Origin of the sequence: Glycomyces dulcitolivorans (assembly GCF_003265355.1) — a bacterium.
GTDB classification, from domain to species: domain Bacteria; phylum Actinomycetota; class Actinomycetes; order Mycobacteriales; family Micromonosporaceae; genus Glycomyces; species Glycomyces dulcitolivorans.
Map to the genome: position 1 here is coordinate 1 of NZ_QFRW01000318.1, position 26,941 is coordinate 26,941.

Below are 26,941 nucleotides of genomic sequence, written 5' to 3' on the forward strand. Positions count from 1 at the left end.
GCCGCTGCGCGGGTCCCAGGTGGCGTCGACGGCGGGCGGGACGGGCGCGCCGGCGCGGCGCAGGGCGCGGCGCCAGCCGGTGGTGCGGCCGTCCACTTTGCGCGACGGCGGGACACGGACGTGGTGGACCGTGGTGTGGCCGAGGCCCAGGAGGTATTGCGTCAGCTCGTCCGCGGCCGCGGACTCGTCGAGCACCGCCTGTGCCGTGTTCGGTTCGCGGACACCCGAAAGCGCGACGACCGGGAGGTGGCCCGGGATCTTGGCGAGGGCCGCGACGCCGGGCGGGTCGAACTTCAGGACCGCGACCCCGGCGAGGGGCTGGGTGAGGGTCGCCTCGATCGCGCGGTCCACTTCGTCCTCGTCGGCGGACTCGACCACGGTGATCATCACCGTGTAGCCCTCGGCGCGGGCGGCGATCTCGATGCCGCGGATCGTCTCGGCGTAGCCGTAGCGGGAGGTGTTCCCGGCGATGATCGCGATCGTCTGCGGCTTGCGCGAGACGAGGGCGCGGGCGGCGGCGCTGGGGCGGTAGCCGAGGTCGGCGATCGCGGCCTCGACGAGTTCGCGCTTGGCCGGGCTCACGCGGGCGGCTCCGGTGAGGACGCGGGAGACGGTCGGGACCGAGACGCCGGCCCGCGCGGCCACGTCCGAGATCGTCGCTTTCGCGCCGCCGGGTCTGCTCACTTCACCGCCCCACTAGTGATGCCGGAGATGATCCTGCGCTGCGCGACCACGAACGTGATCAGCAGGGGCAGGCTCATCAGGATGATATAGGCGAAGATCAGGTGCCAGTTCTGGAGATACAGACCCGCGCTCGCGACCTGGTACAGGTTCAGCGGCAGCGTGTCGATGCGCCCTCCGATGACGAACAGCGCGTAGAACACGTCGTTCCAGATGTACAGGCAGATCAGGATGGTCGCGGTGGCGAGGACGGGGCGCAGCAGCGGCAGGATGATGCGGACGAACACGCGGACCGGTCCGGCGCCGTCGACGCGGGCGGCCTCTTCGAGCTCGTGCGGGATGGTGCGCACGAAACCGGTGACGAAGAAGATCACCGTGGACAGGTACATGCCCATGTAGACGCCGATCATGCCCAGCGCGGTCCCGGCGAGGCCGAGCTGGCGCAGCAGGAGCACGATCGTCACCACGGCGGGCGGCAGGACGATCCCGGAGATGCCGAGCGCGTAGATCGCGGCCGACAGGCGCCCGCCGCGGCGGCCGAGGATCCAGGCGGCCATCGAGCCGAGGACGAGGACGCCGACGACGGCCGGGACCATGACGAGCAGGCTCCCGAAGAACGCCGAGAGCATCCGGCCGTCGGCGAACACGGTCGCGAAGTTCTCCCACAGCTGCCAGTTCGTCGGAGCGGAGAGGTTCGGGTCCAGGGCCTCGCCCTGGCTCTTGCCGGCGGTGGCGACGACGAGCCAGAACGGGACGCCGAGGACGGCCGCGGCGACGAGGATCGCCGCGATCGGCTGGCCGAAAGAACGGCGCTTGCGCGGGGCTCGGCGGGCCGCCGCGGGCCGGGTGGGCACGGTGGTCACAGGACGTCCTCTCGCTTGCGCAGGTACCGGATGACGGGGAACGCGAGGATCGCGACCATCAGGAACAGCACCAGGCTCATGGTCGTGGCCTGCGCGAACAGGCCCTGCCCGAAGGTCCGGAAGATGAAGATGTTCAGCAGCTCGGTGGTGCCGCCGGGGCCGCCCTCGGTGGTGGCCTGGACGATGTCGAAGCCGTTCATGGAACCGAGGAGCGCGGTCGCGACGTTGAACGTGACCGCGGGGGCCAGCAGCGGGAACCTGATGGAGCGGAACATGGTCCAGCGGGACGCGCCGTCGAGGCGGGCCGCTTCGAGGACGTCCTCGTCGATCGTCTTGAGCCCGGCCAGGTAGATGAGCATCGACAGGCCCATCCACTTCCAGGCGTGGACGACCGCGACGACCACGATCGTCCAGGTCGTCGACCCCAGCCACGGGATCGTCACCTCGGAGCCGGTGAACCAGCCGATGATGCCGTTCAGCGCCCCGTCGGGTTTGAGGAGCGCCTGGAAGATGTAGCCGACCGCCAGCGCGGACATGACGACCGGGATGAAGAACGCGACGCGCACGGCCCGGTTGACGGCGGTGTCGCGTTCGAGCAGGAGCGCGAGGCCGAGCCCGAAGAGGTTCTGGAAGAGCGCGACGAGGACGGCGTAGACGAGCGTGACCTTGAGGGAGTTGAGGAGCGTGCCGTTGGAGAACAGGGAGACGAAGTTGTCGGTCCCCGCGAAGTTGATGGCGCTCTTGAAGCTCGACCAGTCCGTGAACGCGTACACGAAGTTGAACAGCGTCGGGACGAAGAAGAACACGACCAGGACGGCCAGGGCCGGGACGAGGAACCACAGCGGGTGGTCGCGGCGTCGGGAGCGCGGGGCCCCCGCGGAGACGGATGCCATTGGGATGCCTTTCTGGAGCCAGGGGCGGGGGCGCCGGATCATGCCTGTCCGGCGCCCCCTGGGGCGCGGTCTAGAAGCCTTCGGCGCCTTGGGCCTTGGCCAGTTCGGCGAACTGGGCCTGGGTCGCCTCGGCGACCTCGGCGGGCGTCTTGGTGCCCTGGATCATGTCGGCGAGGTAGATGTACAGGTCGGGGTTGGCGATGGCGAGGGCCTGCATGGACCCGACCGAGGTGCCGACGGAGTCGGCGACCGTCAGGAGCGCTTCGGGGACGTCGGCGGGGGTCTCGACGCCGGTCTGGAGCGAGACGGTGGACTGGGCGTTCACGAAGTCGCCGTAGCCGTCGCCGAGCCAGTAGGACAGGAGCTGGCGGGAGGCCGACTCTTGCTGCTCGTCGCCGGTCTTGAAGGCGACGAGGGCGTTGGACTGGTCGGGGATGAACGTGCCGGTGGTGCCGGTCGGGGAGATCGGGAAGAAGCCGATCTTCTGGTTCAGCTCGTCGGTGTCGGCGAGGGACTGGAGCTGGCCGAAGAAGGAGTTGACCTGCATGACCATGGCGGCGTCGCCGGCCAGGAGCGCGGCGCCCTGGTCCTCGAACGTCGCGGTCTTGATGTCCTCGTTGAACAGTCCTTCGTCGATGAGGGCTTTGTACTGGTCGATGGCGCCCTGGATGGTCGGGTCGGTGAAGGCTTCTTCTCCGGCGTTGACGCGGTCCCAGAGGCCGTCTTCGGCGGCGTCGGCGAGCTGGACCTGGACCCACCACTGGGTGGCCCAGCGGTCGGCGCCCATCTCGTAGAAGGGGGTGGTGCCGGCGGCCTTGAGGTCGCGGGCGGTCTGGAGGAAGGAGGCCCAGTCGGTGGGGAGGTCGGTGATGCCGTTGGCGGCGAAGACCTCCTTGTTGTAGTAGACCCCTTCGACGGCGGGGGTGGTGATGAGGGCGGCGTACCGGGTGTCGTCGAGGATGCCGGTGATGTCGCGCAGCTCGGGGTCGTAGGCGTCGAGCCAGGGGGCGCCGTCCAGGGACTGGAGGTTCTGGGAGGCGTTCAGGGCCGTCAGCTGGGAGGCGGTGGGCTGCCAGAAGGCGAGGTCGGGCTTGTCGCCGGTGGCGACCTTGGTCTGGACGCCCTGCTCGTAGGGGTCGGGGATGGTGACGACTTCGACCTCGGCGCCGGTGAGGTCCTCGAACCCGGCGATGACGCTGTCGGGGACGGTGTTGGAGTTCTGGGCGGCCCAGATGGTGAGGGTGGTGCCGCTCAGGTCGGCGTCCTGGGCGGGCCAGTCGGCGGGGCCGGTGGCGGTGTCGCCGGCGCCGGGGTCGGAGCACCCGGCGAGGGTGACGGCTCCGGCGGCGGCGAGCGCGAGGGCGGTGCGGAATCTGTTCTTCATTGAAACTGCTCCTTGGTGCTGCGAAGGGTTCTAGCGGACGGTCAGGCGCAGGGTCCTGGCGGCGGTGTCGGCGCCGTCGGTCTGCACGGTGAGGGTGCCGGTGGCGGCGTCCCAGTCGGTCTTCCATTCGGGGAGGTCGCGGGGGAAGACGTGGGCGACGTCGACGTCGCGTCCGGCGAGGTGGGGGAAGTGGAGTTCGGTGGCCGCGGGTCCGCCGCGGCGCCACAGGGAGACGAGGTCGCCCGCGGGGTTGCGGAGGGCGAGGGCGGTCCAGGGGTCGGTCCAGCCGGGGAGGCCGGCGGGCCAGTGGGGGCGGCCTGCGGCGACGTCTTCGCGGAGGGTCTTGGCGACGCGGACGGCCTCGGCGACCTGGGCGCGTTGGCGTTCGGTCATGCGGTTGAGGTGGCCGGAGACGTAGAAGCGGCCGAGGAGGCCGGTGACGAGGCAGAACGCGACCTCCTCGTCGTTCATCTCGGGCTGGGGGTAGGCCCAGTTGGCGGCCTGCTCGGGCAGGAGCGAGAGGGGCGCGGCGGCGGCGACGGGCGGGAACTTGGTGAAGTCCTGCTGGTCGGAGGTGGACTGCATGGCGAGGCGGGAGAGGATCGCGAAGTCCTGGCGCATCGCGCCGGAGGAGCAGTTCTCGACGACGAGGCCCGGGTGGCGGTCGAGGAGGCCGTCGAGCCAGGCGAGGTGGGCGCGGTTGTGCTCCAGGAGGCCGTCGCCGACGCTCTGCGCGTTCCGGTCGGTGCCGGGGCCGGGGTTGATGTTGTAGTCGAACTTGAAGAAGCCGATGCCGAACTCGGTGACGAGGCGGTCGACGACGCCGTCGAGGTGCGCGACGGCTGCGGGGTGGCGCAGGTCGAGGTGGTAGCGGTGGTGCTCGACGATGCGGCGGCCGTGGCGCTGGAGGAACGCGTCCGCCGGGAGGGTGTCGGCGATGGGGCTGCGGACGCCGACGACCTCGGGTTCGAGCCACAGGCCGGGGGTCATCCCGGCGTCGCGGACGGCGTCGATGACCTCGCCGAGGCCGCCGGGGAAGCGGGTGGTCGAGGGCTTCCATTCGCCGACGGTGGGCCACCAGTCGCCGGAGTCGTCGTACCAGCCCGCGTCGATGCAGAAGATCTCGGCGCCGATGTCGCCGGCGGCCTTGATGAGCGGGAGGAGCTTCTCGGTGGTGGGGTCGCCGAGGAGGGTGTTCATGTAGTCGTTGAAGACCACGGGCATCGCGGCGTTGTCGGGGTGGGGGCGGCGGGCGGCGCGGCGGAAGTCGGTGAGGGCGCCGACGGCGTCCTCGAAGTCGTCCCCGGCGGCGAACGTGACGGGGACGGTGGTGAAGGCGTCGCCGGGTTCGAGGCGGCGGGTCCAGGAGGCGTCGGCGTCGGTGGGTCCGGAGAGCGAGAAGTAGCCGCCTTCGACGTCCTCGCCGATCTCCCAGCGCCAGGCGCCGTTGTGCTCGATCTGCCAGGTCAGGGCGAGGCGGGCGGCCTCGGACTCGACGCCGCCGACGGGGAGGTGGTGGCCGGTGGACCAGGTGCCGTCGGAGGTGGCCGACCAGTTGCCGCGCGGGTTCTGGTTGGTGAGTTCGGAGGCGAGTTCGGGGAACTCGCGGCCGCGGAGGGACTCGACGGCCCAGCGGCCTTCGCCGAGCCAGTCGCCGACGCCGTGCAGGCGCCGCCAGGAGTCGAACTCCCCCGCCGCGGGGGCGGTGAAGCCCATGGTCCAGGAGGCGGCCGAGCGCAGGACGACGGGGACGTCGACGGCGCGGACCTCCAGGCGGGCGCGGATGGCGGCGCCGGCGCCGTCGAGGAGTTCGAGGATCGTGGCGGTCTCGACGCCGTCGCCGGTCTGGCGGATGACGAGGCGGCGGCCGCCTGCGACGGCCTCCTCGGTGTGGGAGGCGTGGCGGAGGAGGGTGCCGAGTTCGGTGTGGGCGAGGCGGTCGGAGGAGGGCAGGTGGCCGCGGTCGGTCGTGAGGACCTCGGCGACGGGCACGGGGTGGACGGGGAGGTCCCGGCCGTCCCTGACGATCCCGGCGACGCGCACCGGGGCGTCCTCGCCCCACTCGAACCGGAGCGCGAGTCGGTCACTGCCCCAAGCGAACTGTTCGGCCACGGTGCCCCTTGTCCCTGTGATCTGATCAGATGGCCGAGGTCCGGCGATCTGATATCGATTTCACTCGGTACCCTAGCCGGATCTGATATCGATTTCAAATCTCGTCTTGAAATCGTTATCAAAGTTGGGTACGGTCAGGCTCGGATCTAAGGATCGACCCCTGTCAATGACGACGAGAGGACCGAACAATGAGGAGACCGATGGCAACTGTCGCTGCCGCAGCGGTCGCCGCGACGGCCGTGACCGGCCTCGGCGGCGCACCAGCCAGCGCCCAGGACACCGAGGTGCTCGCTGTGGACTTCGCCGAGCGCACCGGCGAGTTCCGCGGCGGCGCGTCCGGCACCCTGTACGGGTTCGGCGACGAGGGCGCGCCGACCCAGGCGGTGATCAACGGCGCGCACATCACGAACTCGTCGCAGAAGGCCCCCTACGGCACCCAGCACCCCTCGGGCGACGCGATCAAGATCGAGGACGGCTTCTTCGACAAGCACGGCGAGGACCTGTACATCTACGTGCAGGACTACTACCCGGACTGGTCGTACAACGGCGGGAAGCGCCCCGGCGACGACCGCACGTACAACCAGGAGGACGGCACCTACACCGAGGCGCCCAACGGGGTCTGGGACTTCCTGGAGGTCACCGAGTTCGTGGCCGAGGCGGTCGCCACCGACTCCGACCGGCCGCAGGACTACGTCTTCATCCCGTACAACGAGCCCGACGGCGGCAACTGGTACCCGGACTGGGCGAACCAGAAGGACCGGTTCCTCGCCGACTGGCAGGCCACGTACGACAAGATCCAGGAGGTCTGGGAGCGCCACGGCTTGGGCCACGCCCGCATCGGCGGGCCCGGCGACACCCGCTGGCAGCCCGAGCGCAGCGCCGACATCCTCCAGTTCGCCAAGGACAACGGGTCGCTGCCGGACATCTTCATCTGGCATGAGCTGGGCATCAACAACCTGGCGTCGTACCGGCAGAACTTCGCCGACTACCGCGCTTTGGAGCAGGAGCTGGGGATCGACCCGATCCCGGTGAACATCACCGAGTACGGGATGCTCCGCGACATGGGCGTGCCCGGGCAGCTGATCCAGTGGTTCGCGATGTTCGAGGACACCAAGGTCGACGCGCAGGTCGCGTACTGGAACTACGCGGGCAACCTCTCCGACAACTCGGCCCGCCCCAACGGCGCGAACGCCGGCTGGTGGATGTTCAAGTGGTACGGCGACCTCGCCGGGTCCGAGACGGTGGCGGTCACGCCCCCTGAGCTGAACGCGGTCGACTCGCTCCAGGGCATCGGCGCGATCGACGAGGCGAACCGGCGGGCCACGGTCCTGTTCGGCGGCACCGACGCCGACGTCACGCTCGACCTGAGCGGGCTCGACAAGTCGATCTTCGGCAGCAGAGTGGACGTCGAGGTCCGCGAGGTCGCCCTCAACGGCGCCGAGGGCCTGACGGACACGCCGCGCGTGATCGCCGCCGCGAACGGCGTCAAGCTCACGGACGGCAGGCTCGACCTCGACGTGTCGGTGTACGACCGGTACGCCGGGTACCAGGTGATCATCACCCCGGACGGCGCCCGCGACGTCGAGGCCGACGCCCAGGCGCAGGCCTGGACCGCGTCGATCGAGGCCGAGGACATGGCCCTCACCGACGCCACCGTGTACACCCAGGACCCGCAGTCCAACGGCGGCTGGAAGTTCCTGGCCTCCGGCGGGCAGGACGTCGGCTCGTTCAACAAGGCGACCTCGCGCGCCGAATGGACCGTGGACGTCCCCGAGGACGGGGTCTACCGGCTCCAGGTCATCGGCGGCGCCCCCGGCGTCCCGGGCCGCCACGCGCTGTTCGTCGACGACGCCGCGGCCGGCACGGCCCAGTACGCGGCCGACCTGGCGCTGAACGCGAACAGCCGCTGGCAGTACCGCGGCAGTGCCGAGGTCCTCGTGGAGCTCACCGCCGGAGAGCACCTCCTCTCCATCCGCTCCAGCGGAGACGGCACGACCCTACTCCCGAACTCCGACATCACCCTCGACAAGGCGTCGCTGACCTCGGTCGCCACCGAGTCCACCGTGTACCCGGCCTCGACGTTCCGCCTCGAAGAGGGCGCGGTACTGAACTGGGCGAACGGGAACGACCGCGGCTCGGCGAAACTCGCCGGGGACGACCGCGCCGACCTGTACGCGAACGCGATGGAGACCGGCTACTACGACCTCGCCGTCGACTGGGCGTCCGCGAAGGCGTCCTCGCTCGAACTGGTCGTCAACGGCGAAGCCGCCGTGGAGTTGACCGCGGACCGCAAGGGCCGCTGGCACTCCAGCGCCACCGTGCACCTCGTCGAGGGCATCAACGAGATCGAGATCCGCTCCCCCGAGGGCGCGACCGTGCAGTCGCTGACGACGGTGCGGAACCGGGCCGCCGACGAGGCGGCCGTGTCGATCGAGGCCGAGGACGCGGTCCTGCTCGGTTCGGCCGCGGTCACGAACCTCGCCGACTCGACCGGGTCGAACGCCTCCGGCATGGCCTACGTCGGCTGGGTCGGCAACGGCGCTCAGAATGCCGTCGAACTCCCCCGCGACGGCTTCGCCGCCCCGGGCGACTACACCGTGACCGTGTTCTACGCCAACGCCGAGACCTCCGGGCACCACGACTACAACCCGCAGGTCGTCGACCGCCTCCTCCAGGCGACCGAGGGCGGCGCGGAGGTCGGCCACGCCTACTTCCGCTACACCTACTCGTGGGACAGCTTCTCCCAGCGGTCCCTCCCGGTCACGCTGGCGACGGCGGACCAGCCCCTGCGCCTCGGCAACCCCGACGCGTGGGCGCCGAACATCGACCGCGTCGTCATCTCCCCCAGGGTGATCGGCGACCCGGTCACCGAACGCCGCTAACAACACGACAACAGGGCCCCGGGCTCGGTCGAGTCCGGGGCCCTCCTATGTCGCAGCTCACGCGACCGGGACTTGACCTTGACATAGGTGTCAAGGTTGGAGGCTTCTGGTCATGACCACCACCGACACCCGCACCGAAGCCCAAGCGGCCCAGAAGCTTCCGATCTCGCCCCTGCTGGCCCTGACCACGGCCGCGTTCATGGCGATCCTGACCGAGGCGCTGCCCGCCGGGGTCCTGCCCGAGATGGCCGCGAGCCTGTCGGTGAGCGAGGCCGCCGCCGGGCAGACCCTGACGGTCTACGCCATCGCCACCGGCGTCTCCGCGTTCCCGGTCATGGCCGCCACCGCGGCCTGGCCGAGGCGGCGGCTCCTGCTCGCGGCGGCCCTGACGTTCGCGGTCGCGAACCTGGTCACCGCCGTCTCGGACTCCTACGCGCTCACCATGGTCCTGCGCCTCGCCGCGGGCGTCGCCGCCGCGGTCGTGTGGGCTGAACTCGTCGCCTACGCCCGCCGCCTCGCCCCGCCGCACCTCCAGGGGCGCGCGATCGCGCTGACCATGGCGGGCGTGCCGCTGGCCCTGTCGCTCGGCATCCCGTTGGGGACGCTCCTCGGGGACCTCCTGGGCTGGCGCCTCACGTTCGGCCTGGTCGCCGCAGTCTCGGTGCTCCTGGCGGTCTGGATCCGCGCCTCGGTCCCGGAGTTCCCCGGACGCCGGGCGGGCCGCCGCGAACCGATCCTCGCCGCACTGCGCCTACCGGGCGTCGTCCCGGTCCTGTTCACCGTGGCCGCCTACGTCCTCGCCCACAACATCCTCTACACGTACATCGCGACCTTCCTGCACGACAAAGGCATGGGCGCACTCCGCGAAGAGGTGCTGCTCGTCTTCGGGATCGCGTCGGCGGCGAGCATCGTCGTGACCGGGGCCCTAGTGGACCGGCGGCTGCGTCTGCTCACGATCCTGAGCGCGGTCCTGTTCCTGGTCGCGGCCGCGGTGCTGACGGTCCTCGCGGACGAGCCGGGCCCGCTGTTCCTCGCGGTCGTCCTGTGGGGCCTGGGCTGGGGCGGCGTGCCGACCCTCCTCCAGACCGCGGTCAACGACGCGGGCGGCGACCGCGGCCAGGCCCTGCTGGTCACGACCTGGAACTCCTCGATGGCCGCGGGCGGCGCGGCCGGCGGCCTCATGCTCAGCCTGCTCGGCGCCTCCTCGTTCCCCTGGGGCGTCCTGGCGCTCATGGCCCCGGTCGCGGCAGTCGTGCTCAGCGCCCGCGCCCACGGGTTCCCGGCCAAACGGCCCGGACTGGAGCGGTGACGCGGTCGGGCCCCGGCCACCGGGGCCCGACTCAGGCGGCCTTGCGGTCGAAGCCGGTGGCGGCGTTGACTATCAGGATCGCGAATGCGCAGGCCGCGGGTGTGAAGAGGGCGAGGTTGGGGCCGACGACCGGGAGTTGGGCCGAGCCGTAGGCGAGGAAGGCCAGCGCGAGCCAGGCGATCGGGGCCTGGGGGCGCAGGGCCGCGGCGCGGAGGGCTGCGGTGAGGACGGCCAGCGTGGGGCCCTCCGCCCCGGCCAGTGATGCGGAAGCGACGGCGATGAGGGCGGCCAGGATCAGGGCGGCGGCGATGGTGATGGCGGCGAAGGCGGCGTCGCCGGCGCCGTAGAGGACCGCGTTGTAGGCCAGGAGGAGGCCGAGGGCGCCGGCGCCGGTCCAGATGCGCCACAGGCGGAGGCCTTGGGTCCAGGCGCGCCAGAACGTGGTGAGGGGCGCGCCCGGGTAGCCGTCGGTCGCGAAGTCCCTCATGCACTTCAGGGCCGCGTACAGGCCGGGCCCGGCCGGGAGGGCGGCGAGGGCGCCGAGCCAGATGCCGAGGTGGGACAGGCCGATGGCGTGGTCGACGGCGGCGAACGGGAGGGCCGTGGCGAGGAGCTGGACCGAGGTGGCGAACCACCAGAAGACGGCGAGGAGGACGCGGGAGAGGCGCGAGTCGTAGGCGAGCCAGGAGGTCATCCCTTCACCGCCCCGATGGACATGCCCTTGATGAAGTAGCGCTGGAACGCGGCGAAGAGGACCACCGAGGGGACGATCGCGAGGATCGCGCCGGTGTAGATGAGCTCCCACTGCGAGGTGAGGAGGCCGACCATGCGGCTGAGGGCGACGTTGATCGTCCCGGCCGAGGAGGCGTCGAGGAAGACGAGTGGGATGAAGAAGTCGTTCCACAGGCTCAGGGCCTGGATGATCACGAACGCGGAGGTGACCGGCAGAAGCATGGGGAAGACGATGGACCAGAAGGTGCGGAGCTTGCCGGCGCCGTCGACTTCGGCGGCCTCTTCGACTTCGCGCGGGACGCCCTTGATGAAGGAGCAGTACAGGAGGATGCCGAAGGAGGCCGCGCCGCCGAGGTGGACGAGGATGACGCTCGTCAGGGTGCTGTAGAGGCCGAGCTGGTTCATGGAGGAGACGAGCGGGATCATGCGGACCTGGAAGGGGATCATGAGCCCGGCGATGAACAGCAGGTAGATCCACCGGGAGGAGCGCCCGCCGAGGCGTTCGATGCCCCAGGCGGCCATGGGGACGATCGCCAGGAGCAGGATCAGGGTCCCGCCGGTGATGACGAGGGTGTTGAGCAGGGCCTCGCCGTAGTCGGTGGTCTGGAACAGGCGCACGTAGTTCTCGAAGCTGAAGCCGGAGGGGAGCCCCATGGGGTCCTTGGTGATCTCGGCGTAGCTGCGGAAGGAGTTGAGCAGCGCGTAGAGGACCGGGAACGAGACGGCGAGGACGAGGACCGACAGGACGGCCATGACGACGACCTCGCCTGCGGTGAGGCGGCGCCGCTCGCGGCGGCGGGTGCGTGCGCTCATGCCTGGACCTCCCTGCTGCGCATGTACTTGTTGGCGAGGACGGTGGTCGCCAGGACGACGATGAAGAGGACGATGGCGGCCGCGGAGCCGTATCCGGCGCGGTACTCGCCGAAGCCGACCTTGTAGATGAAGAACGCCATGGTCTCGGAGACGAACCCGGGGCCGCCCGCGGTGAGGACCATGACCTGGTCGAAGATCGTCCACCCGGCGATCATCATGAGCGTCATGTTGACGGTGACGGCGCCGGCGAGCATGGGCCAGGTGACGTAGCGGAAGACCTGGCCGCGGGAGGCGCCGTCGATCCTGGCGGCCTCGACGAGGTCCTGCGGGACCGACTGGAGGTTCGCCAGGTAGATGAGGGTGGTGTTGCCGCCGAGGGTGAAGCAGATGATGAACAGCAGGACGCCGACGACGATGTCGTTGTCGCCCAGCCAGTCCATGGCCGCGTCGTCGAAGCCGAGGTCGCGCAGGACCGTGTTGACGGCCCCGAAGTTGAAGTTGAGCATGTACTTCCAGATCGTGGCGGCGATGAAGCCGCTGACGAGCGCGGGGAGGTACACGATGGTGCGGAAGAACCCCTGGGCGTGGTGGAGCTTGTCGAGCATGAGCGCGACGCCGAGGGCGACCGCGTTGACGACGACCGCCGAACCCAGGCCGAGGATGAGCGTGTTCTTGGTGGCGTTCCAGAACCGGTCGCTGGTGAGGATGTCCTGGTAGTTCGCGAAGCCGACGTACTCGTAGGCGGGGTTGATGCCGTCCCAGTCGGTGAGGCTCAGCTGGATCGACTGGATGGACGGGGCGATCACCATGAGCACGTAGACGATCAGTGCGGGCGCGATGAACAGGAGCATCACGGCCCGGTGGCGGGTGAGGCGCCGGTCGGGAGCGGGCCGGGCCCGGCCGCCGCGGACGGCGGCCGGGCGTTCGGCGGTCTGGACGGTCACTCGTTCTCCGCCTGGTTGTCGAACTCCTCCTGGGCCTTCGCGATGCACTCGTCGATGGTCGTCTGGCCGTCCTGCATCTCGATGCGCGCCTGGCGGAAGAAGGTGTGGAAGGTGCTGAAGCCGGCCCACGTGGTCTCGTTCGCGAACCAGTTGAGGGACGGGTTGGCGAGGAGTGCGAAGTAGTCCTCGGCGCCGGGGATGGTGGAGTTGCGCACGACCTCGTCGCTGGCCTTGATGTTGGGGGCGATCATGCCGGTCTCCTCCATGAGGTCGCAGGCCTCGACGGAGAAGTAGAACTCCAGGAACTCGACGGCGGCGTCGTACTGCTTGCCGTCCTCCTGGGCCTGCGCGGAGATCGCGAAGCCGGAGGCGGTGTCGCCGTTGACGGAGTTCTTGAGGACGTTGAGCTTCCCGTCGTCGGCGGGCAGGTAGAAGATCCCGGCGTTGAAGTCGGGGTCGACCTTGTTGACGTCGTTGAGGCGCCCGATGCCGGCCGAGGAGGTGGCCATGACGGCCTGGCGGTTGACCAGGAGCGTCGTGGTCTGGGCGTCCTGCGTGGACTGCCAGCCTTCGAGGACGTACTCGTCGGTGATGTCCTTGAGGCGCTGGAGGGGTTCGCGGAGGTCGGCGAGGGAGGCGTCGCCGGCGCGGACGGCGTTCCAGAAGCCGCCGGCCTCGCTGTACTGGGCGAAGGTGGGGGCGGCGAGGGGCTTCCACAGCTGGTCGGAGGGCCAGATCTCGCCGGCGGCGGTGGCGAGGGGGGCGTCGCCGTTGGCCTTGATCGCGTCGAGGAGGGCGATGAACTCGGCGTAGGTGGTGGGGACGGCGAGGGAGTGCTCGGCGAAGTAGTCCTTGTCGTAGACCATGTTGAAGCCGAGTTCGCCGTTGAGGGCGGTGGTGGGGACGATGTACACGTCGCCGTCCTCGACGGGGGCGTAGACCTCGTCGTTGAGCAGGTCGGTGACCGAGGCGGGGATGGGGGCGAGCTTCCCGGCCTCCAGGTAGGTGAGGGTGTCGCGCATGTCGACCAGGGCGGGCCAGTTCCCGGTGGCGTCCATGGTCTTCATGGCGGTCGGGTAGTCGGTGCCGGCCGGGAGGGGTTCGAGTTCGACGATCGCGGTGGCGCTCTTGGCGTTGAAGGCGTCGGCGACGCCCTTCGCGACCGAGTTCCAGGTCTCGTCGCCGGTGGCGTACAGGAACCGGATGGCGGTCTTGCCGCCGGTCGTGCCGCCTGAGGTGCCGCACGCGGTCAGCGCGAACGGGACGGCGGCCGCGATCGAGAGACCCCCGGCGGACTGCATGAGCGAACGGCGTGAGAGTCCCCGCGTCGGCATCGAACCGGCCGACGAACGCGCCCTTGCGTTTCGCATGTCTTCTCCTTCAGCGGTGAGAGGCTGTCGGGCATCGTATAGATACCGCTATCTGTGATGCTAGGGGCGAGGGCCCGCGAACACAAGCCGACTTTGCCGAATCGTTACCGTTCTCGGTCGCTTGGATTGCCTGGCATTGGATGTGTGCAGGTCAGCGGCGGAGCGGAGGTGCCGAGTGGGCGCTCGCGGGCGAGGCTCGACAAGTGAGGGTTCGGCTTCTATGGTAGAAACCGATAACTGTTCTTCATGAACCGAAGGAGCCCTCCGGTGGCCGATCGTCTGCCCGCGCTGTTCGCCATGGACCCCGTCCACCTGCCCGGGCTCTTCCCCGCGCCGCTCATGCGCCGGCTCCGGGCGGTGCTCGACATCGACCCGTCCCTCATCGCCGAGCGGTACGAGGACTTCGGGCCGCTCGCCGACGCGGAGGTCATCGTCTCCGGTTGGGGCGCACCGAAACTCGACGCCGCCGTCCTCGGCCGGGCGCCGCGCCTGCACACGGTGCTGCACGCGGCCGGCTCGGTGAAGCCGCTCGTGGCCGACGCCGGGTGGGAGCGCCTGGCGGTCTCCTCGGCGGCCGACGCGAACGCGCTGCCGGTGGCCGAGTACGCGCTGGCCGCGATCCTCCTGGCGGGCAAGGGGATCTTCGAACTGCGCGAGGCGTTCCGGGCCGAGAGGTCCTTCGAGCTGGGCTACATCCACCCCGCGGTCGGGAACTTCGGCCGGACCGTGGGCGTGGTCGGGGCCTCCCGGATCGGGCGGCGCGTGCTGGAACTGCTGCGGCCCTTCGACTTCCGCGTGCTGCTGGCCGACCCGTACGTGGACGCGGCCGAGGACCTGGGCGCCGAGCTGGTGGACCTGGACCGGCTCGTGGCCGAGGCCGACATCGTCAGCCTCCACGCCCCCGACCTGGCCGAGACCGCCGGGCTGTTGAACGCCGAGCGACTCGCGGCGCTCAAGGACGGCGCGGTCGTGATCAACACGGCCCGAGGGCGACTCGTGGACACCGGTGCACTGATCAGGGAGCTCGCGACCGGGCGGATCTCGGCGGTCCTCGACGTCACCGAACCCGAACCGCTGCCGCAGGACTCGCCGCTGTTCACGCTGCCGAACGTGTTCCTCACCCCGCACGTCGCGGGCTCCCAGGGGAACGAGCTGGCCCGCATGGGACTGTACATCGTGGAGGAGGCCGAGCGCCTCGCCGCGGGCCGCCCGCTCGCGCACCGCGTCGACGGCGACCTACGCTGGCGCCAGGCCTGACACGACGATGCGGAGATGAACCGGTGCCCAAGCGGAACGACCCGGGGAGGCGCCCCACGCTGGCCGACGTGGCCGAGCGCGCGGGCGTCTCGGCCATGACCGTCTCCCGGGTCATCGCCGGGAACTACCCGGTGGCGCCGCCGACCCGCTCGAAGGTCCTGCGGGCCATGCGCGACCTCGACTACGTCGTCAACGCGCACGCCCGGGCCCTCGCCGGGGCGACCACCAAGACCGTGGCGCTGGTCCTCGACGACGCGACCGGGCCGTTCTTCGCGTTCATCGCCCGCGGCGTCGAGCAGCAGGCGACCTCCGAAGGGCGCCTGTGCCTGTTGTGCACCACCCATGGCGACCCCGAGCGCGAACTCGCCGTCGTGGAGCTGCTGCGCGAGCAGCGCGCCGAGGCCGTGATCCTCGTCGGCGGCGCCCAGGACTCCGAGACGTACACCGAGCGGATGTCCGCTTTCGCGCGGTCCCTGGACAAGTCGGGGTCGCGCCTGGTCCTGTGCGGGCGCCCCTCCCCCGGGCCCGACGTGCCCGCCACCGTGGTCGAGTACGACAACGAGGGCGGCGCGTACGCCATGACCGCGTACCTCCTCGCCAACGGGCACCGCAGGATCGCGTACGTGGGCCGCGAGATCGGGCTGTCCACGACCGACGAGCGCATCGCCGGGTTCCGCCGGGCGCACGCCGACCACGGTGTGGCCCTGGACGAGTCGCTGATCCGGCCCGGCACGTTCTCGCGCGAGTCCGGCGCCGCCGCCACCGAGGCGCTGTGGGCCGAGCGGACCGACGTCACGGCGGTCTTCGCGGCCACCGACATGGTCGCGGCCGGGGTGCTCAAGGCGCTGCGGGGGCGCGGTGTGCGCGTGCCCGAGGACGTCTCGGTCGTCGGCTTCGACGACATCCCCCTCGCCTCGGACCTGACGCCGGCGCTGACGACGGTGCACGTGCCGCACGAGCAGCTGGGCCGCGAGGCCGTCAGATTGGCGCTCCACAGGGGACCGGACCAGGACGACCGGGTCGTCCTCGGCACGCACATCGTCATCAGGGAGTCGGCGGCGCCGCTGCGCCCCTGAGGCACGGGCCTATGATCGGGCGGGTCGAGGAAAGGAACCGTTTTGGGCTGGTATTTCGGAGTGCTCAAGAACTACGCGGGATTCTCCGGGCGGGCGCGCCGCCGGGAGTACTGGATGTTCGTGTTCTACCACGTGGCGGCCATGCTGGTGCTGTGGCTGCTCACGATGGCGCTGTCGCTCCCGTTCCGGGACTCCATCGACGGCGACGGCGGCGCGGTCCTGGTGCTCCCGCTGCTCCTGTACTACGTGGGGACGATCGTCCCGGCGATCGCGGTCGGGGTGCGGCGCCTGCACGACGCGGACAAGTCCGGGGTGTGGCTGCTCATGGCGCTCATCCCCGGCGGGGTCGGCGCGATCATCATGATCGTGTTCTTCTCCCAGGAGGGCGACCGGCACCCGAACCGGTACGGACCCGATCCGAAAGCGCCCCAAGGGCACTACCCGCCGCCGTACCCGCAGCGGCCCGTCCATCAGCAGCCGGTGCAGTTCCCGCAGCCCGCGCCGTACCAGCAGCAGCCCGGTCCGCGGAACCCCGGTTACCGGGTGGAGTAGTCCGGACACGGGGCTCGATAGGCTTCCCGTCATGAACGTGACGATGGCCCTCGATCTCGGCGGCACGAAGGTGGAGGCCGCGCTCGTGCGCGAGGACGGCTCGGTGGTCGAGGGGACCCGGTCGCGCGCGACCACCGGCGCGGCCGCGGCCGCCGACCGGGGCGCCGCCGAGCAGGCGATCGAGCAGGTCGTGCGCCACTGCACGGCCGCACCGGAGTGGTCCGGGGTCGAGGCGGCCGGGATCGGCTCGGCCGGGCCGGTGGACCTGGCCGCGGGCGCGATCGCGCCGATCAACCTCCCCTCGCTCAGGGGCTTCGGGATCGTGGACTTCGTCAGGGGCCTCACCGGCCTGGAGCGGGTCGTGCTGCGACTGGACGGGACGTGCATCGCACTGGCGGAGTCGTGGCTGGGTGCGGCGCGCGGGACCCGGAACGCCCTGGTCATGGTCGTCTCGACGGGCGTGGGCGGCGGCGTGGTGAGCGACGGTCGGCTGGTGGCCGGGAGCGGCGGGAACGCGGGCCACATCGGGCAGGTGGTCGTGGACCGGGTCGAGGGCGCCGCGGCGGCCGCGACCGTCGAGGGCATCGCCTCGGGACCGAACACCGTGCGGTGGGCGCAGTCCAAGGGCTGGGAGGGCTCGACCGGTGAGGACCTGGCGGCCGATTACGCTGCGGGCGTGCCGATCGCGACGGACGCGGTGCGTCGGTCGGCGCGGGCGGTCGGGCTGGGCCTGGTGAACGCCGCGACGCTCCTCGACCTGGAGATCGCCGTGATCGGCGGCGGGTTCTCGTTCGTGGCCGACCACTACCCCGAACTGGTGGCCGCGGCCGTGCGCGAGCACGCGGTGAACGCGTACGCGGCGGACCTGAAGGTGGTGCGCGCCGAACTCGGCGGCGACGCCCCGCTGATCGGCGCGGCGGCACTCGTCCACCGCGCCGACCTGCTCTAGGCCGTGTAGAGCGCCAAGGCGAGGGCGGCCAGCGCCAGGAGGTTCGCGACGCCGCGGACGTGGTTCCACTTGATCCAGGTCGCCTCGACCTCGGCGCGCAGCGCGGCGGGGTCGGCGATCGCGGCCGGGTCCCCGGCGGCTTCGAGCCTGTCGTTGAGCGGCACGTTCTTGGCCATCGTCCCGATGAAGCTCACCAGGTTGAAGACCAGTCCGGCGATCGTCCACGGCAGCGCCGACCTGTCGTCCACGAAGAAGCCGATGACGACCGCGAGGAGCGAGAACGCGACCGAGCCGAGGAACGCGGTCATGAAGCGGCCGTTGATGATCACCCGGTTGATGTGCTGGAGCGCGGCGACCCAGGAGCGGTCGTCGAGGATCTGTATCCCGGGCATCACCGAGTACGAGTACCCGGTGAACAGCCCGGCCATGAGCCCGGCGCTGAGCAGGGCCGCGAACAGGGCGACGAGGTGGAGCAGTTCCATGGCGGGGCCTTTCGTCGGGTCAGGAGAGGGGCATCACGCGGGCGATGCGGATCGAGCCGCCGCCTCCGGCCGCCGGGTAGGCGGCGCTGCCGTCAGGATAGGCCTTGAACGCCTGGTAGGCGTGGTCCGGCACGTCGATGTCGAACCCCTCCCCCGCGGCGTCGCCGGAGTCGGCGCTGTAGACCTGCGCGCGCATGCCGTCCCCTGAGGCCCAGGCGAGGAGCATGTGCGCGTCGCCGTAGCCGACGAGGTGCGGGTGGTCGGTGTCGGCCCCGGTTTCCACTGTGGAGTCGGAGGGGCCGTCGGTGAAGTGCTCCAGGCGGGCCTGTCCGCCCTGGCTCCAGGCGGTCCAGTAGCCGCCGTCTGCGGCGGTCACGAGGTCGCCGCCGAAGAGGGTCCCGTCGCAGGTCCCGTCGGCCACGGTCGTGTAGGCGGGGACGGCGATGCGGCACTGGTTGTCGGTGGCGCACACCATCCCGAACTCGTCGCGGTCGGCGTTCCAGGCGATGCGGGTGGTCCAGGAGTGGCTGCACCCCACGGCGAACGAGTCGGCGTGGTCGGCGAGGTTGCCGTCGGCGTCGACGACCTGCATGCGGTCGCCCTGGTGGATGTCGACGCAGCCGCCGTTGGCGACGGTGATCGCGACGCCGAAGTAGGCGGCGGTGTTCGCGCCGTCGGAGGCGAGGCGCCCGTGGTGCTGGTACCACCACACGAAGCGGGCGCCGTCGTCGTAGCCGTCGAGGCCGTCGCCGAGGTTGGTCACCTGCCGCTCCCACACCTGGGCGCCGGCGTTGTCGAAGCGGACCATGTGCATGGTCGCGCAGGGACTGGAGGAGCCGCCGCACAGCGGGCCGTCGCCGCAGGCGCCTTCGCGGGTGACCAGGACGGTGACGCCGTCCTCGTCGGCGATGACGTCCTGGAGGTCGATGCCCTCCAGCTCGACCTGGTCCCCTTCGATCTGGTCGTCGCAGTCGAGGCGGGCGAGGTGGATCTGGTCGTCGGTGCCGTCCCAGGCGAGCCAGGAGCGGCCGGTCGGGGTGGCGGCGATGGCCGCCGGGAGCGGGTCGGTGTCGCCTTCGCCGCCGTTGCCGATGACGTCGGCGTCGACTTCGGTGACCGTGACTTCGGGGCTGGGGCCCGCGGTCCGGTTGCACATGCCGTCGTCGTTGGGGACGGCGCTGGCCTGGAGTTCGGCCGGGCCGCCGTCGGAGGCGGCCTCGCCCCCTTCGGTTTCGAGTGCGGACTCCGATGTGGAGGCGAGCTCGGGCACGGTGTTGCGCTCGGGCTGGTCCGCGGTGAGCGTGATGGCCGCGGCGATAGTGCTGGCCGCGGTGATCCCGACCGCGGCGCCCGCCACGATGAGGAGTCGCCGCCAGTGCTCCATTCCGGGCAGCCGGTGACTGCGAATGCTTTCGCGGGGTGAAGGTCTACTCATTGCCGGTTTCGTCCTTCAAACGGCCGCAGCCCCGCGCATGAGGGGCGGCGGTAAAGGGTCGTGCCCCGACCCTACTGACCGCCGCGTGTCGACTGTGCACACCCCCGGCCCCGGCGCGCCGGAATCGGTTCACCGGGACGTCTGCTACGCCGTGGTAACCTGGCGCAAGCCCTGGTTATAACGAGCGTCATAGGCCCGGTCGGGCCGGTGGGAGGAGCGCGGATGTCCGGCGAGGACCTCGAACTGCGCCGCAAGGCGGTCGCCGAGCTCGGCGGCGAGCTGCGGTCGCTCATGGAGACGGTCGCGCGCACCGAGACTCCCACGGAGGTGCTCCAAGAGCTCGCGGGCGAGGTCCAGCGCCTCGAAGCGCGGTTCACCGGGCACCGCCGCGAGCGCTCCGAGATCCCGAGTGTCGACGTCTTCCCGTTCGGGCTGCGCATGTACAGCCCCGCGACCGGGCACGGCAGCGCGTTCGCGCCGCCCCTCGAAATCGAGGAGGTCGAGGACGGCCTTGTCGGCCGCTGCACGATGGGGGTCGCCCACGAGGGCCCGCCCGGGTTCGCGCACGGCGGCATGAGCGCGATGCTCCTGGACGAGCTCATGGGCTGGGCGTGCGCCGCGAAGGGCCTGCCCGCCATGACGATCGCCCTCGACGTGCGCTACCAGCGGCCTGTCCCGGTCGAGATGCCGCTGCTCATGCGCGCCCGCGTCACCGGCATCGAGGGCCGCAAGATCACCGTCTCCGGCTCGGTCGTCCCCGAGGACGACCCGGACACGGTCCTCGTCGCGGCCGAGGGCCGCTTCGTGGCCCCCGACCTCGACCGCGCCCGGTCGCTGTTCCCTGGCGCGAAGGGCTACCAGAACTAGGCCTCAGCCGTTGAGGCCCTTGGCCAGACCGAGCCCCTTTGAAAGAAAGCTGATCGACTCGTCGATCGCGGGCAGGCGCGGCGGGTGGTTGAGGTGGCCGTGGGTCATGCCGAGCGCCAGGTAGGACTCGACGGGGACGCCGAGGTCGGCGAGCTGGCGTTCGAGGAGCTCGGCCGAGGCGCGCAGGTCGTCGTACTCGGAGACGACGATCCGGGTCGGCGGCAGGCCGTCGAGGCGGGCCGCGCCGGGGAGGGCGTCGGCGGGGACGTCGCTGATGCGGCCCACGTAGTTGCGGACCATGTCCTCGACGCTCGCGGTGTCGAACCGGGCCGGGATCTCGGCCATCTCCGGGTACAGGCTCCAGTCGAGCGCCGGGTTCGGGTAGTGCGCGAACGGATAGGCCAGCAGCAGCGCCTCGGCCGGGCGCGGGCCGGTGTCCCTGGCGCGCAAGGCGGTCGAGATCGCCAGCGCGGCCCCGGCGCTCGCGCCGCCGATGCCGACGGGTGCGGCGGCGAACTCGTCGAGTCCGGTGAGCCAGGTCCAGGCGGCGTGGACGTCGTCGATCGGGACGGGGTAGAGGACGTGCTCGCCGTCGGCGAGGCGGTAGTCCACGGAGACGACGTAGGCGCCGGCGCGGCGGGCGAGTTCGGCCGCGACGATGTGGCCTTCGGGCATGTCGAGGTCGCCGTGGCGGAAGCCGCCGCCGTGGACCCAGAGGATCGCGCCGGCAAGGTCGCCTTCGGGCCGGTAGGTACGGACCGGGACGGGACCGTGCGGGCCGGGGACCGCGGTGTCCGCGACGGCGAGGCCGGTGGTGTCCCAGTCCGGGTCGTACGGGTCGGCGGTGCCGCTGAAGATGGCGGTGAAGTACTCGTGGACCGGCATGGAACCTCCTGCGACATCGAAGACGGGAACAGTCTCCCGCAATGCGGCAATCGCTTCCACACCGGTCCGGACCGCGGCGGCTACCAGGCGATGGGGCCGAGGCGGTCGGTGAAGGTGCCGGTGGGGCCGTCGGGGTCGAGGGTGGCGAGGCGGATGAACGGGTCGGTGCCCTCGGTGACGGTGAGCTGGCCGCGGTGCTGGTTCATGTCGGTGGCGGCGAACTTCCCGGTCGAGGTCTCGCCGGGGGTGGTGACGTTGAACTTGATGTCGGGGAACGCCTGCGCGTAGCGGACGGTGAGCATGTTCAGGGCGGCTTTCGATGTGGTGTAGGCGAGTTCGTGCATCTGGGAGACGGCCTGGGTCGGGTCGGTGACGACCGCGAACGAGCCGGCGGCGCTGGAGACCATGACGACCCGGGGGTTGTCGGCGGCCTGGAGGAGCGGCAGGAACGCGTGGGTGACGCGGACCGGGCCGTAGACGTTGACGTCGAACGCGGGCTGGAGGTCGGCGACCGTCGCCTTGGAGGGGTGGACGATCGCGCCGGGGGAACCGGCGTTGTTGACGAGGACGTCGAGGCGGTCGGTGTGCGAGCGCACGAGGCGCTCGGCGGCGGCGACCGACTCGTCGCTGGTGACGTCGAGCGGGACCAGGACGGCGTCGATGCCGTCGGCGGCGAGCTTCTCGACGGCCGCCTGGCCGCGGGCCTCGTCGCGCGAGCCGACGAAGACCTTCCAGCCGAGGGTGCCGAGGCGGCGGGCGGTCTCCAGGCCGAGGCCCTTGTTGGCTCCGGTGACGAGTGCGGTTTGGGTGTTCGGGGTTTCCATGGCTACCATCTGCTTCCTGTCGGGGTTGCTGTCACTGCTCTGACGGACGGCGTCGAAGGAACCAGACGGATGCGTGAAGAAAAAATCTCGGCGGACGAGTTCGAGGCGCACCGGCCGCATCTGCGGGCGGTGGCGTTCCGGATGCTCGGGTCGCTCAGCGAGGCCGAGGACGCGGTGCAGGAGGCGTGGCTCAAGGCCGCGCGGGCCGACGTCGGTGGGGTCAAGAACCTCGGCGGCTGGCTGACGACGGTGACCGGGCGGGTGTGCCTGGACCTGCTGCGGTCGCGCAAGTCGCGCCGCGAGGACTTCGGGACCGAGGAGCCGCAGGTGCGGCTCGCACGGCGGGTCGACCCCGAGGAGGAGGCGGTGCTCGCCGACTCGGTGGGCCTGGCGATGCTCGTGGTCCTGGACGCGCTCTCGCCGGTGGAGCGGCTGGCGTTCGTGCTGCACGACCTGTTCCAGGTGCCGTTCGGCGAGATCGCGCCGATCGTGGAGCGCAGCCCCGAGACGACGCAGCGGATCGCGAGCCGGGCCCGGCAGCGGGTCCGCGGGAAGTCGAGTGTGGACGGTGATCTGGCGCGGCGGCACCAGGCGGTCGAAGCATTTCTCCAGGCCGCCAGGGACGGCGAGTTCGCGACGCTCCTGACCCTCTTGGACCCCACCGTGACGCTTCGCCTCGACGAGGACGCGATCCGGCTCAGCGGCGGCGCCGACCTGGTCGGTGCGAGCGCGGTGGCCGAGGCGTTCTCCGGCCAGGCGCGACTGGCCCGGGCCGTGCTGCTCGACGGCGAGATCGCCGTGGCCGTCGTCCCGCGCGGGAAGCTGCTCATGGTCTTCACGGTCCGCTTCGAAGGCGACCGCATCGCCGAGCTGCGCGCGATCGGCGACCGGGCGGTCCTGGATACCATCGAACTTCATGTGCCGTAACGAAGGAGCGCTGCGATGAGGTTCGTCCTCGACTGCGACACCGGGTCCGACGACGCGATCGCGATCTTCGCGGCGGTCGGGCATCCCGGCCTCGACCTGGTCGCCGTCACCACGGTGAACGGCAATGTGGCGCTGGAGCACGTCACGGACAACACGCTGCGGGCCCTGGACCTCGCGGGCGCCGACGTGCCGGTCCGCGCAGGGGCGGTGCGGCCGCTGGTGCGGCCGGACCTGCCGGTGCCGCGGCACGTCCTCAACAAGGACAGCGCCTTTCAGAAGCACGGCCTGGGACTGCCCGAAGCGGTCTCGGCCGTGCGCGACGGGCACGCGGTGCCGTTCCTGGTGGACTTCTTCATGGACGCGGCCAACGCGGACGTGACACTGGTGGCGACCGGGCCGCTCACGAACCTCGCCCTGGCACTCGCGTTGGAGCCGCGGCTGGTCGAGCGGATTCCGCGGCTGGTGGTCATGGGCGGCGCGCACGGGAACGGGAACGTGACCGTCGCGGCGGAGTTCAACTTCTGGGCCGATCCCGAAGCGGCCGAAGCGGTCCTGAGCGCGGGCCTGCGGGAGGTGGTGATCGTGCCGCTCGACGCCACGCACTCCGCGCCGCTGACCGAAGCGGACTGCTCGGCCCTGGAGGTCAACGCGGTCGGCACCGCGGCCGCGTCACTGATCCGGCACCGCATCGAGACCGACCGGGCCGCGCACGCGACCGCGGCGGCGCCCGTGCACGACCCGATGTGCGTGGCATACCTGGCGCGCCCGGACCTGTTCACCGCCACGGTGGAAGCGCACGTCAGCGTCGAGACCGCCGGGGCCCGCACGCTCGGGCAGCTCCTGGTCGACACCCGGCCGTGGAAGCCGGAGCCGGCGAACGCGACCGTCGCGCTGCGCGCCTCAGCGGAGGTGTACCGGGAGTTCCTGGCCGAGGCGCTCACCTAGATTCACCCCATGACCGAACTCCACGACGGCTACTTCGTCCGCCTCGACCAGGAGGGCGACCGCGCCCGCTTCCAGCCGACCCCGCACACCGGCGGCGCCTGGAACACCAGCGAGCAGCACATCAGCCCCATGACCGGGCTCATCGTCCACGAGATCGAGCGCTTCTGCGCCCGGCGCGGCCCCGACGCGCTGGCCGTCAGCCGCATCAGCGCCGACATCCTCGGCGTGCTCACCCTCGACCCGTTCGAAGTCGCCGTGGAGGTGGTGCGCCCGGGCCGGACGATCGAGCTGCTGGAGGCGACCGTCGTCTCGGGCGGCCGCGCGGCCGTGCGGGCGCGGGTGTGGCGCACGGTCGTGCAGGACACGGAGAAAGTGGTCGGAGGCGAGGACGCGCCGCTGCCGGGGCCGGAGACCGTGGAACCCTTTCCGCTGGACGGCGTCTGGCCCGGCGGGTACATCCGGTCGATCGAGGCGCGCCCGGTCGGGACGCCGCAGCCGGGACGGGGCACCGTGTGGGTCCGGGCGCTCGTCCCGGTCGCCGCGGGCGAGGACCCCAGCGACCTCGCGCGGCTCATCGGCCTGGCCGACACCTCCAACGGCATCGCGGTCCGCCAGAGCCCCGAGGAGTGGCTGTACCCCAACGTGGACTTGACGATCCACCTGTTCCGCCGGCCGGTCGGGCGCTGGCTCGGCCTCGACACCACCGTTGTCTTCGGCCCCGACGGCCTCGGCCTGACCTCCAGCGCCCTGCACGACGCGGCCGGGCACTTCGGCCGGTCGCAGCAGGCGCTGACGATCCGGCCCCGCGCCGTCTAAGCGCCCGCGCGTAGGCCCGGGTACGACCCAGGTACGAACCCGGGCCTCCGAAGACCCGCGTCCAGGCCCATGCGGTGAGAGGTTCCCGTCCGTAGCTTCGAATCCATGAGGCCGCGATGCCGTCGCGGCCCGGAGGAGACGGGGGAACCGCGATGATCGAAGCGCGCGAACTGACGAAACGCTACGGGGACAAGACCGTGGTCGACCGCCTGAGCTTCACCGTGAAACCCGGCGAGGTGACCGGGTTCCTCGGACCGAACGGGGCCGGGAAGTCCACCACCATGCGGATGGTCCTGGGCCTGGACGCGCCCACGGCCGGGTCGGTCACGGTCAACGGGAAGGCCTACGACCGGCACGCCGCACCCATGCACGAGATCGGCGCGCTGCTGGAGGCCAAGTCCGTGCACCCCGGGCGCTCGGCCGTGGGGCACCTGACCGCGCTCGCGCAGACCCACGGGATCAGCCGCAAGCGGGTCGACGAGGTCATCGACCTCGCCGGGCTCCACAGTGTGGCGAACAAGCGGGTCGGGGCGTTCTCGCTCGGCATGGGCCAGCGCCTCGGCATCGCCGCCGCGCTCCTCGGGGACCCCGAGGTGGTGATGCTCGACGAGCCGGTGAACGGGCTCGATCCCGAAGGGGTGCTGTGGATCCGCAACCTCCTGGCGCAGCTCGCCGCCGAGGGCCGGGCCGTGCTGTTGTCCTCGCACCTGATGTCCGAGACCGCGCAGATCGCCGACCACCTGGTCATCATCGGGCGCGGGCGGCTGCTCGCGGACACGACGGTGGAGGCGTTCGTACGCGAGACGGGGACGGGCGCGGTCCGGGTGGCCGCCGACGAGGCCGCCAGGCTGCGGGAGCTCCTCGCCGGGCCCGACGTGACCGTGTCGGGCTCGACCGACACCGAACTGCTGGTGACGGGCCTCGGGGCGAGGGAGATCGGCCGGGTGGCGCTGCGCCACGGGGTGGCGCTGCACGAGCTGACGCCGCTCGGGGCCTCCCTCGAAGCGGCGTTCATGGACTTGACCACTGACGAGCTGGAGTACCGCAGTGCCCCGGCGGACGGAAGGAGCGCGCGATGAGCGCGATTGCGATCGAACGCCCTCAGGAGGGCGCGGCGAGCGGGCGGACCGCGGTGAAGCCGGTGCGCTTCGGGCGGGTCCTGCTCTCGGAGACGACGAAGTTCCGGACCATCCGGTCCACGTGGATCTGCCTGTCGCTGGGCCTGGTGCTGCTGGGCCTGTTCGGGTCGATCGGCGCGTTCACCTACGACGGCGGCGGGGCCGCGGTCACCGACGGCCCGCCCGGGATCGCCGGGCGCCCGCTCGACGCGGTGAGCCTGGCGCTCATGGGACTGTCGTTCGCGTCGCTGGTGGTCGGGGTGTTCGGGGTCCTGTCGACCGCGGGCGAGTACTCGACGGGGACGATCCGCTCGACGCTGGCCGCGGTCCCGAAGCGGCTGCCGGTCCTGTGGGCCAAGGCGATCCTCGCGGGAGCCGCGGTGTTCGTCGTGGCCGCGGTCGGCGCGTTCGCGGCGTTCCTGATCGGGTCGGTCGGGCTCGACGGGGAGGCGATCGCCTTGTCGCTCAAAGATGACGGCGTGCTGCGGGCGCTGCTGGGGGCGGCGCTGTACCTGGCGCTGGTCGCGGTGTTCGGGGTGGCTTTGGGGGCGCTGCTGCGGTCCCCGGCGGGCGGGATCGCCGCGCTGGTGAGCATCCTGCTGATCCTGCCGGGACTGGCGATGCTGCTGCCGGACTCCTGGTACGACACGCTGAACCCGTACTTCCCGTCGAACGCCGGCGGCGCGGCGTATGCGCTGACCGAGACCTCAGACCGCCTCTCCCCCGGTGCCGGCATCGCGGTGTTCGCCGGGTGGGTGGCGCTCACGCTCGCGGCGGCCGCGTTCCGCCTCAAGAAGACCGACGTCTGAGGACGGCCGAGGCCGC

General features: G+C 71.2%; 24 protein-coding genes and 1 pseudogene. 12 read left to right on the forward strand and 13 right to left on the reverse strand.

The genetic code is table 11. The features are described 5' to 3' along the window. From DI269_RS23185 to DI269_RS23205, 5 genes are all read right to left on the reverse strand, one after another. On the reverse strand, positions 1 to 684 hold a 684-nt coding region (locus tag DI269_RS23185; RefSeq protein ID WP_157975174.1), incomplete at its 3' end, for a LacI family DNA-binding transcriptional regulator. Then, the gene (locus DI269_RS23190) at positions 681 to 1,535 is read right to left on the reverse strand and encodes a carbohydrate ABC transporter permease (protein ID WP_112140429.1); all 855 of its coding nucleotides are present in this window, start codon (positions 1,533 to 1,535) and stop codon (positions 681 to 683) included. The genes DI269_RS23190 and DI269_RS23185, both read right to left, overlap by 4 nt. Positions 1,536 to 1,540: 5 nt before the next feature. After that, positions 1,541 to 2,437 (reverse strand): carbohydrate ABC transporter permease, encoded by an 897-nt coding sequence (locus DI269_RS23195; RefSeq protein WP_112140390.1) that lies wholly within the window; start codon positions 2,435 to 2,437, stop codon positions 1,541 to 1,543. A 70-nt stretch (positions 2,438 to 2,507) separates the two neighbouring features. Further along, positions 2,508 to 3,821, reverse strand: a complete 1,314-nt coding sequence (locus DI269_RS23200) for an ABC transporter substrate-binding protein (protein WP_112140392.1) — start codon at positions 3,819 to 3,821, stop codon at positions 2,508 to 2,510. 30 nt (positions 3,822 to 3,851) lie between these two features. Beyond that, the gene (locus DI269_RS23205) at positions 3,852 to 5,933 is read right to left on the reverse strand and encodes a glycoside hydrolase family 36 protein (RefSeq protein WP_112140394.1); all 2,082 of its coding nucleotides are present in this window, start codon (positions 5,931 to 5,933) and stop codon (positions 3,852 to 3,854) included. Positions 5,934 to 6,133: 200 nt separating this feature from the next. On the opposite strand from DI269_RS23205, the gene DI269_RS23210 reads away from it, so the two are divergent. Together DI269_RS23210 and DI269_RS23215 are read left to right on the forward strand one after the other, a co-directional pair. After that, positions 6,134 to 8,815 (forward strand): carbohydrate-binding protein, encoded by a 2,682-nt coding sequence (locus tag DI269_RS23210; RefSeq protein ID WP_198667670.1) that lies wholly within the window; start codon positions 6,134 to 6,136, stop codon positions 8,813 to 8,815. A gap of 112 nt (positions 8,816 to 8,927) precedes the next feature. Next, the gene (locus DI269_RS23215; protein ID WP_112140396.1) at positions 8,928 to 10,124 is read left to right on the forward strand and encodes an MFS transporter; all 1,197 of its coding nucleotides are present in this window, start codon (positions 8,928 to 8,930) and stop codon (positions 10,122 to 10,124) included. A gap of 31 nt (positions 10,125 to 10,155) precedes the next feature. On the opposite strand, the gene DI269_RS23220 is transcribed toward DI269_RS23215, so the two are convergent. The 4 genes from DI269_RS23220 to DI269_RS23235 are packed head-to-tail and all read right to left on the reverse strand — an operon-like array spanning position 10,156 to position 13,983. Further along, on the reverse strand, positions 10,156 to 10,818 hold the full coding sequence (locus DI269_RS23220) for a hypothetical protein (protein ID WP_112140397.1): 663 nt from the start codon (positions 10,816 to 10,818) through the stop codon (positions 10,156 to 10,158). After that, entirely contained in the window at positions 10,815 to 11,669 is an 855-nt protein-coding gene (locus tag DI269_RS23225) for a carbohydrate ABC transporter permease (protein ID WP_198667671.1), read from the reverse strand. The genes DI269_RS23220 and DI269_RS23225 overlap by 4 nt, the downstream gene beginning before the upstream one ends. Further along, positions 11,666 to 12,613: a carbohydrate ABC transporter permease gene (locus tag DI269_RS23230; protein WP_198667672.1), complete on the reverse strand. Its 948-nt coding sequence runs from the start codon at positions 12,611 to 12,613 to the stop codon at positions 11,666 to 11,668. The genes DI269_RS23225 and DI269_RS23230 overlap by 4 nt, the downstream gene beginning before the upstream one ends. Then, positions 12,610 to 13,983 carry an ABC transporter substrate-binding protein gene (locus DI269_RS23235; protein WP_198667673.1) on the reverse strand — a complete coding sequence of 458 codons (1,374 nt, stop codon included), beginning with the start codon at positions 13,981 to 13,983 and terminating at the stop codon, positions 12,610 to 12,612. The genes DI269_RS23230 and DI269_RS23235 overlap by 4 nt, the downstream gene beginning before the upstream one ends. Positions 13,984 to 14,229: 246 nt before the next feature. On the opposite strand from DI269_RS23235, the gene DI269_RS23240 reads away from it, so the two are divergent. From DI269_RS23240 to DI269_RS23255, 4 genes and pseudogenes are all read left to right on the forward strand, one after another. Next, positions 14,230 to 15,240 carry a hydroxyacid dehydrogenase gene (locus DI269_RS23240; protein WP_408612326.1) on the forward strand — a complete coding sequence of 337 codons (1,011 nt, stop codon included), beginning with the start codon at positions 14,230 to 14,232 and terminating at the stop codon, positions 15,238 to 15,240. A 23-nt stretch (positions 15,241 to 15,263) separates the two neighbouring features. Continuing rightward, complete coding sequence (locus DI269_RS23245) at positions 15,264 to 16,316, forward strand: LacI family DNA-binding transcriptional regulator (protein WP_232822878.1); 1,053 nt, start codon at positions 15,264 to 15,266, stop codon at positions 16,314 to 16,316. A gap of 42 nt (positions 16,317 to 16,358) precedes the next feature. Further along, positions 16,359 to 16,739 (forward strand): annotated as a pseudogene (locus tag DI269_RS23250) (DUF805 domain-containing protein); the annotation flags it as partial. 160 nt (positions 16,740 to 16,899) lie between these two features. Continuing rightward, a complete protein-coding gene (locus DI269_RS23255) occupies positions 16,900 to 17,817 on the forward strand; it encodes an ROK family protein (RefSeq protein WP_112140400.1) in 918 nt (305 codons plus the stop codon). Here the strand turns inward: DI269_RS23255 and DI269_RS23260 are convergent. Continuing rightward, the gene (locus DI269_RS23260) at positions 17,814 to 18,299 is read right to left on the reverse strand and encodes an anthrone oxygenase family protein (RefSeq protein WP_112140401.1); all 486 of its coding nucleotides are present in this window, start codon (positions 18,297 to 18,299) and stop codon (positions 17,814 to 17,816) included. The genes DI269_RS23255 and DI269_RS23260 overlap by 4 nt on opposite strands. A gap of 19 nt (positions 18,300 to 18,318) precedes the next feature. Further along, on the reverse strand, positions 18,319 to 19,683 hold the full coding sequence (locus DI269_RS23265) for a hypothetical protein (RefSeq protein ID WP_112140402.1): 1,365 nt from the start codon (positions 19,681 to 19,683) through the stop codon (positions 18,319 to 18,321). 273 nt (positions 19,684 to 19,956) lie between these two features. On the opposite strand from DI269_RS23265, the gene DI269_RS23270 reads away from it, so the two are divergent. After that, positions 19,957 to 20,601, forward strand: a complete 645-nt coding sequence (locus DI269_RS23270; RefSeq protein ID WP_112140403.1) for a PaaI family thioesterase — start codon at positions 19,957 to 19,959, stop codon at positions 20,599 to 20,601. Positions 20,602 to 20,604: 3 nt separating this feature from the next. On the opposite strand, the gene DI269_RS23275 is transcribed toward DI269_RS23270, so the two are convergent. Together DI269_RS23275 and DI269_RS23280 are read right to left on the reverse strand one after the other, a co-directional pair. Further along, positions 20,605 to 21,486, reverse strand: coding sequence for an alpha/beta hydrolase (locus tag DI269_RS23275; protein WP_112140404.1), 882 nt, complete (start codon positions 21,484 to 21,486; stop codon positions 20,605 to 20,607). A gap of 80 nt (positions 21,487 to 21,566) precedes the next feature. Next, positions 21,567 to 22,319 (reverse strand): SDR family NAD(P)-dependent oxidoreductase, encoded by a 753-nt coding sequence (locus DI269_RS23280; protein WP_232822879.1) that lies wholly within the window; start codon positions 22,317 to 22,319, stop codon positions 21,567 to 21,569. Positions 22,320 to 22,379: 60 nt separating this feature from the next. On the opposite strand from DI269_RS23280, the gene DI269_RS23285 reads away from it, so the two are divergent. The 5 genes from DI269_RS23285 (at position 22,380) to DI269_RS23305 (ending at position 26,925) form a co-directional block, all read left to right on the forward strand. Beyond that, the gene (locus DI269_RS23285) at positions 22,380 to 23,237 is read left to right on the forward strand and encodes a sigma-70 family RNA polymerase sigma factor (protein ID WP_112140409.1); all 858 of its coding nucleotides are present in this window, start codon (positions 22,380 to 22,382) and stop codon (positions 23,235 to 23,237) included. A gap of 15 nt (positions 23,238 to 23,252) precedes the next feature. Then, the gene (locus tag DI269_RS23290) at positions 23,253 to 24,182 is read left to right on the forward strand and encodes a nucleoside hydrolase (protein WP_112140411.1); all 930 of its coding nucleotides are present in this window, start codon (positions 23,253 to 23,255) and stop codon (positions 24,180 to 24,182) included. Positions 24,183 to 24,191: 9 nt separating this feature from the next. Further along, positions 24,192 to 24,998 (forward strand): thioesterase family protein, encoded by an 807-nt coding sequence (locus DI269_RS23295; RefSeq protein ID WP_112140413.1) that lies wholly within the window; start codon positions 24,192 to 24,194, stop codon positions 24,996 to 24,998. Positions 24,999 to 25,150: 152 nt separating this feature from the next. After that, a complete protein-coding gene (locus DI269_RS23300; RefSeq protein ID WP_112140415.1) occupies positions 25,151 to 26,077 on the forward strand; it encodes an ABC transporter ATP-binding protein in 927 nt (308 codons plus the stop codon). Beyond that, positions 26,074 to 26,925: an ABC transporter permease subunit gene (locus tag DI269_RS23305; protein WP_198667675.1), complete on the forward strand. Its 852-nt coding sequence runs from the start codon at positions 26,074 to 26,076 to the stop codon at positions 26,923 to 26,925. Before DI269_RS23300 ends, DI269_RS23305 begins: the two co-directional genes overlap by 4 nt. The last annotated feature ends 16 nt before the right edge of the window (positions 26,926 to 26,941 follow it).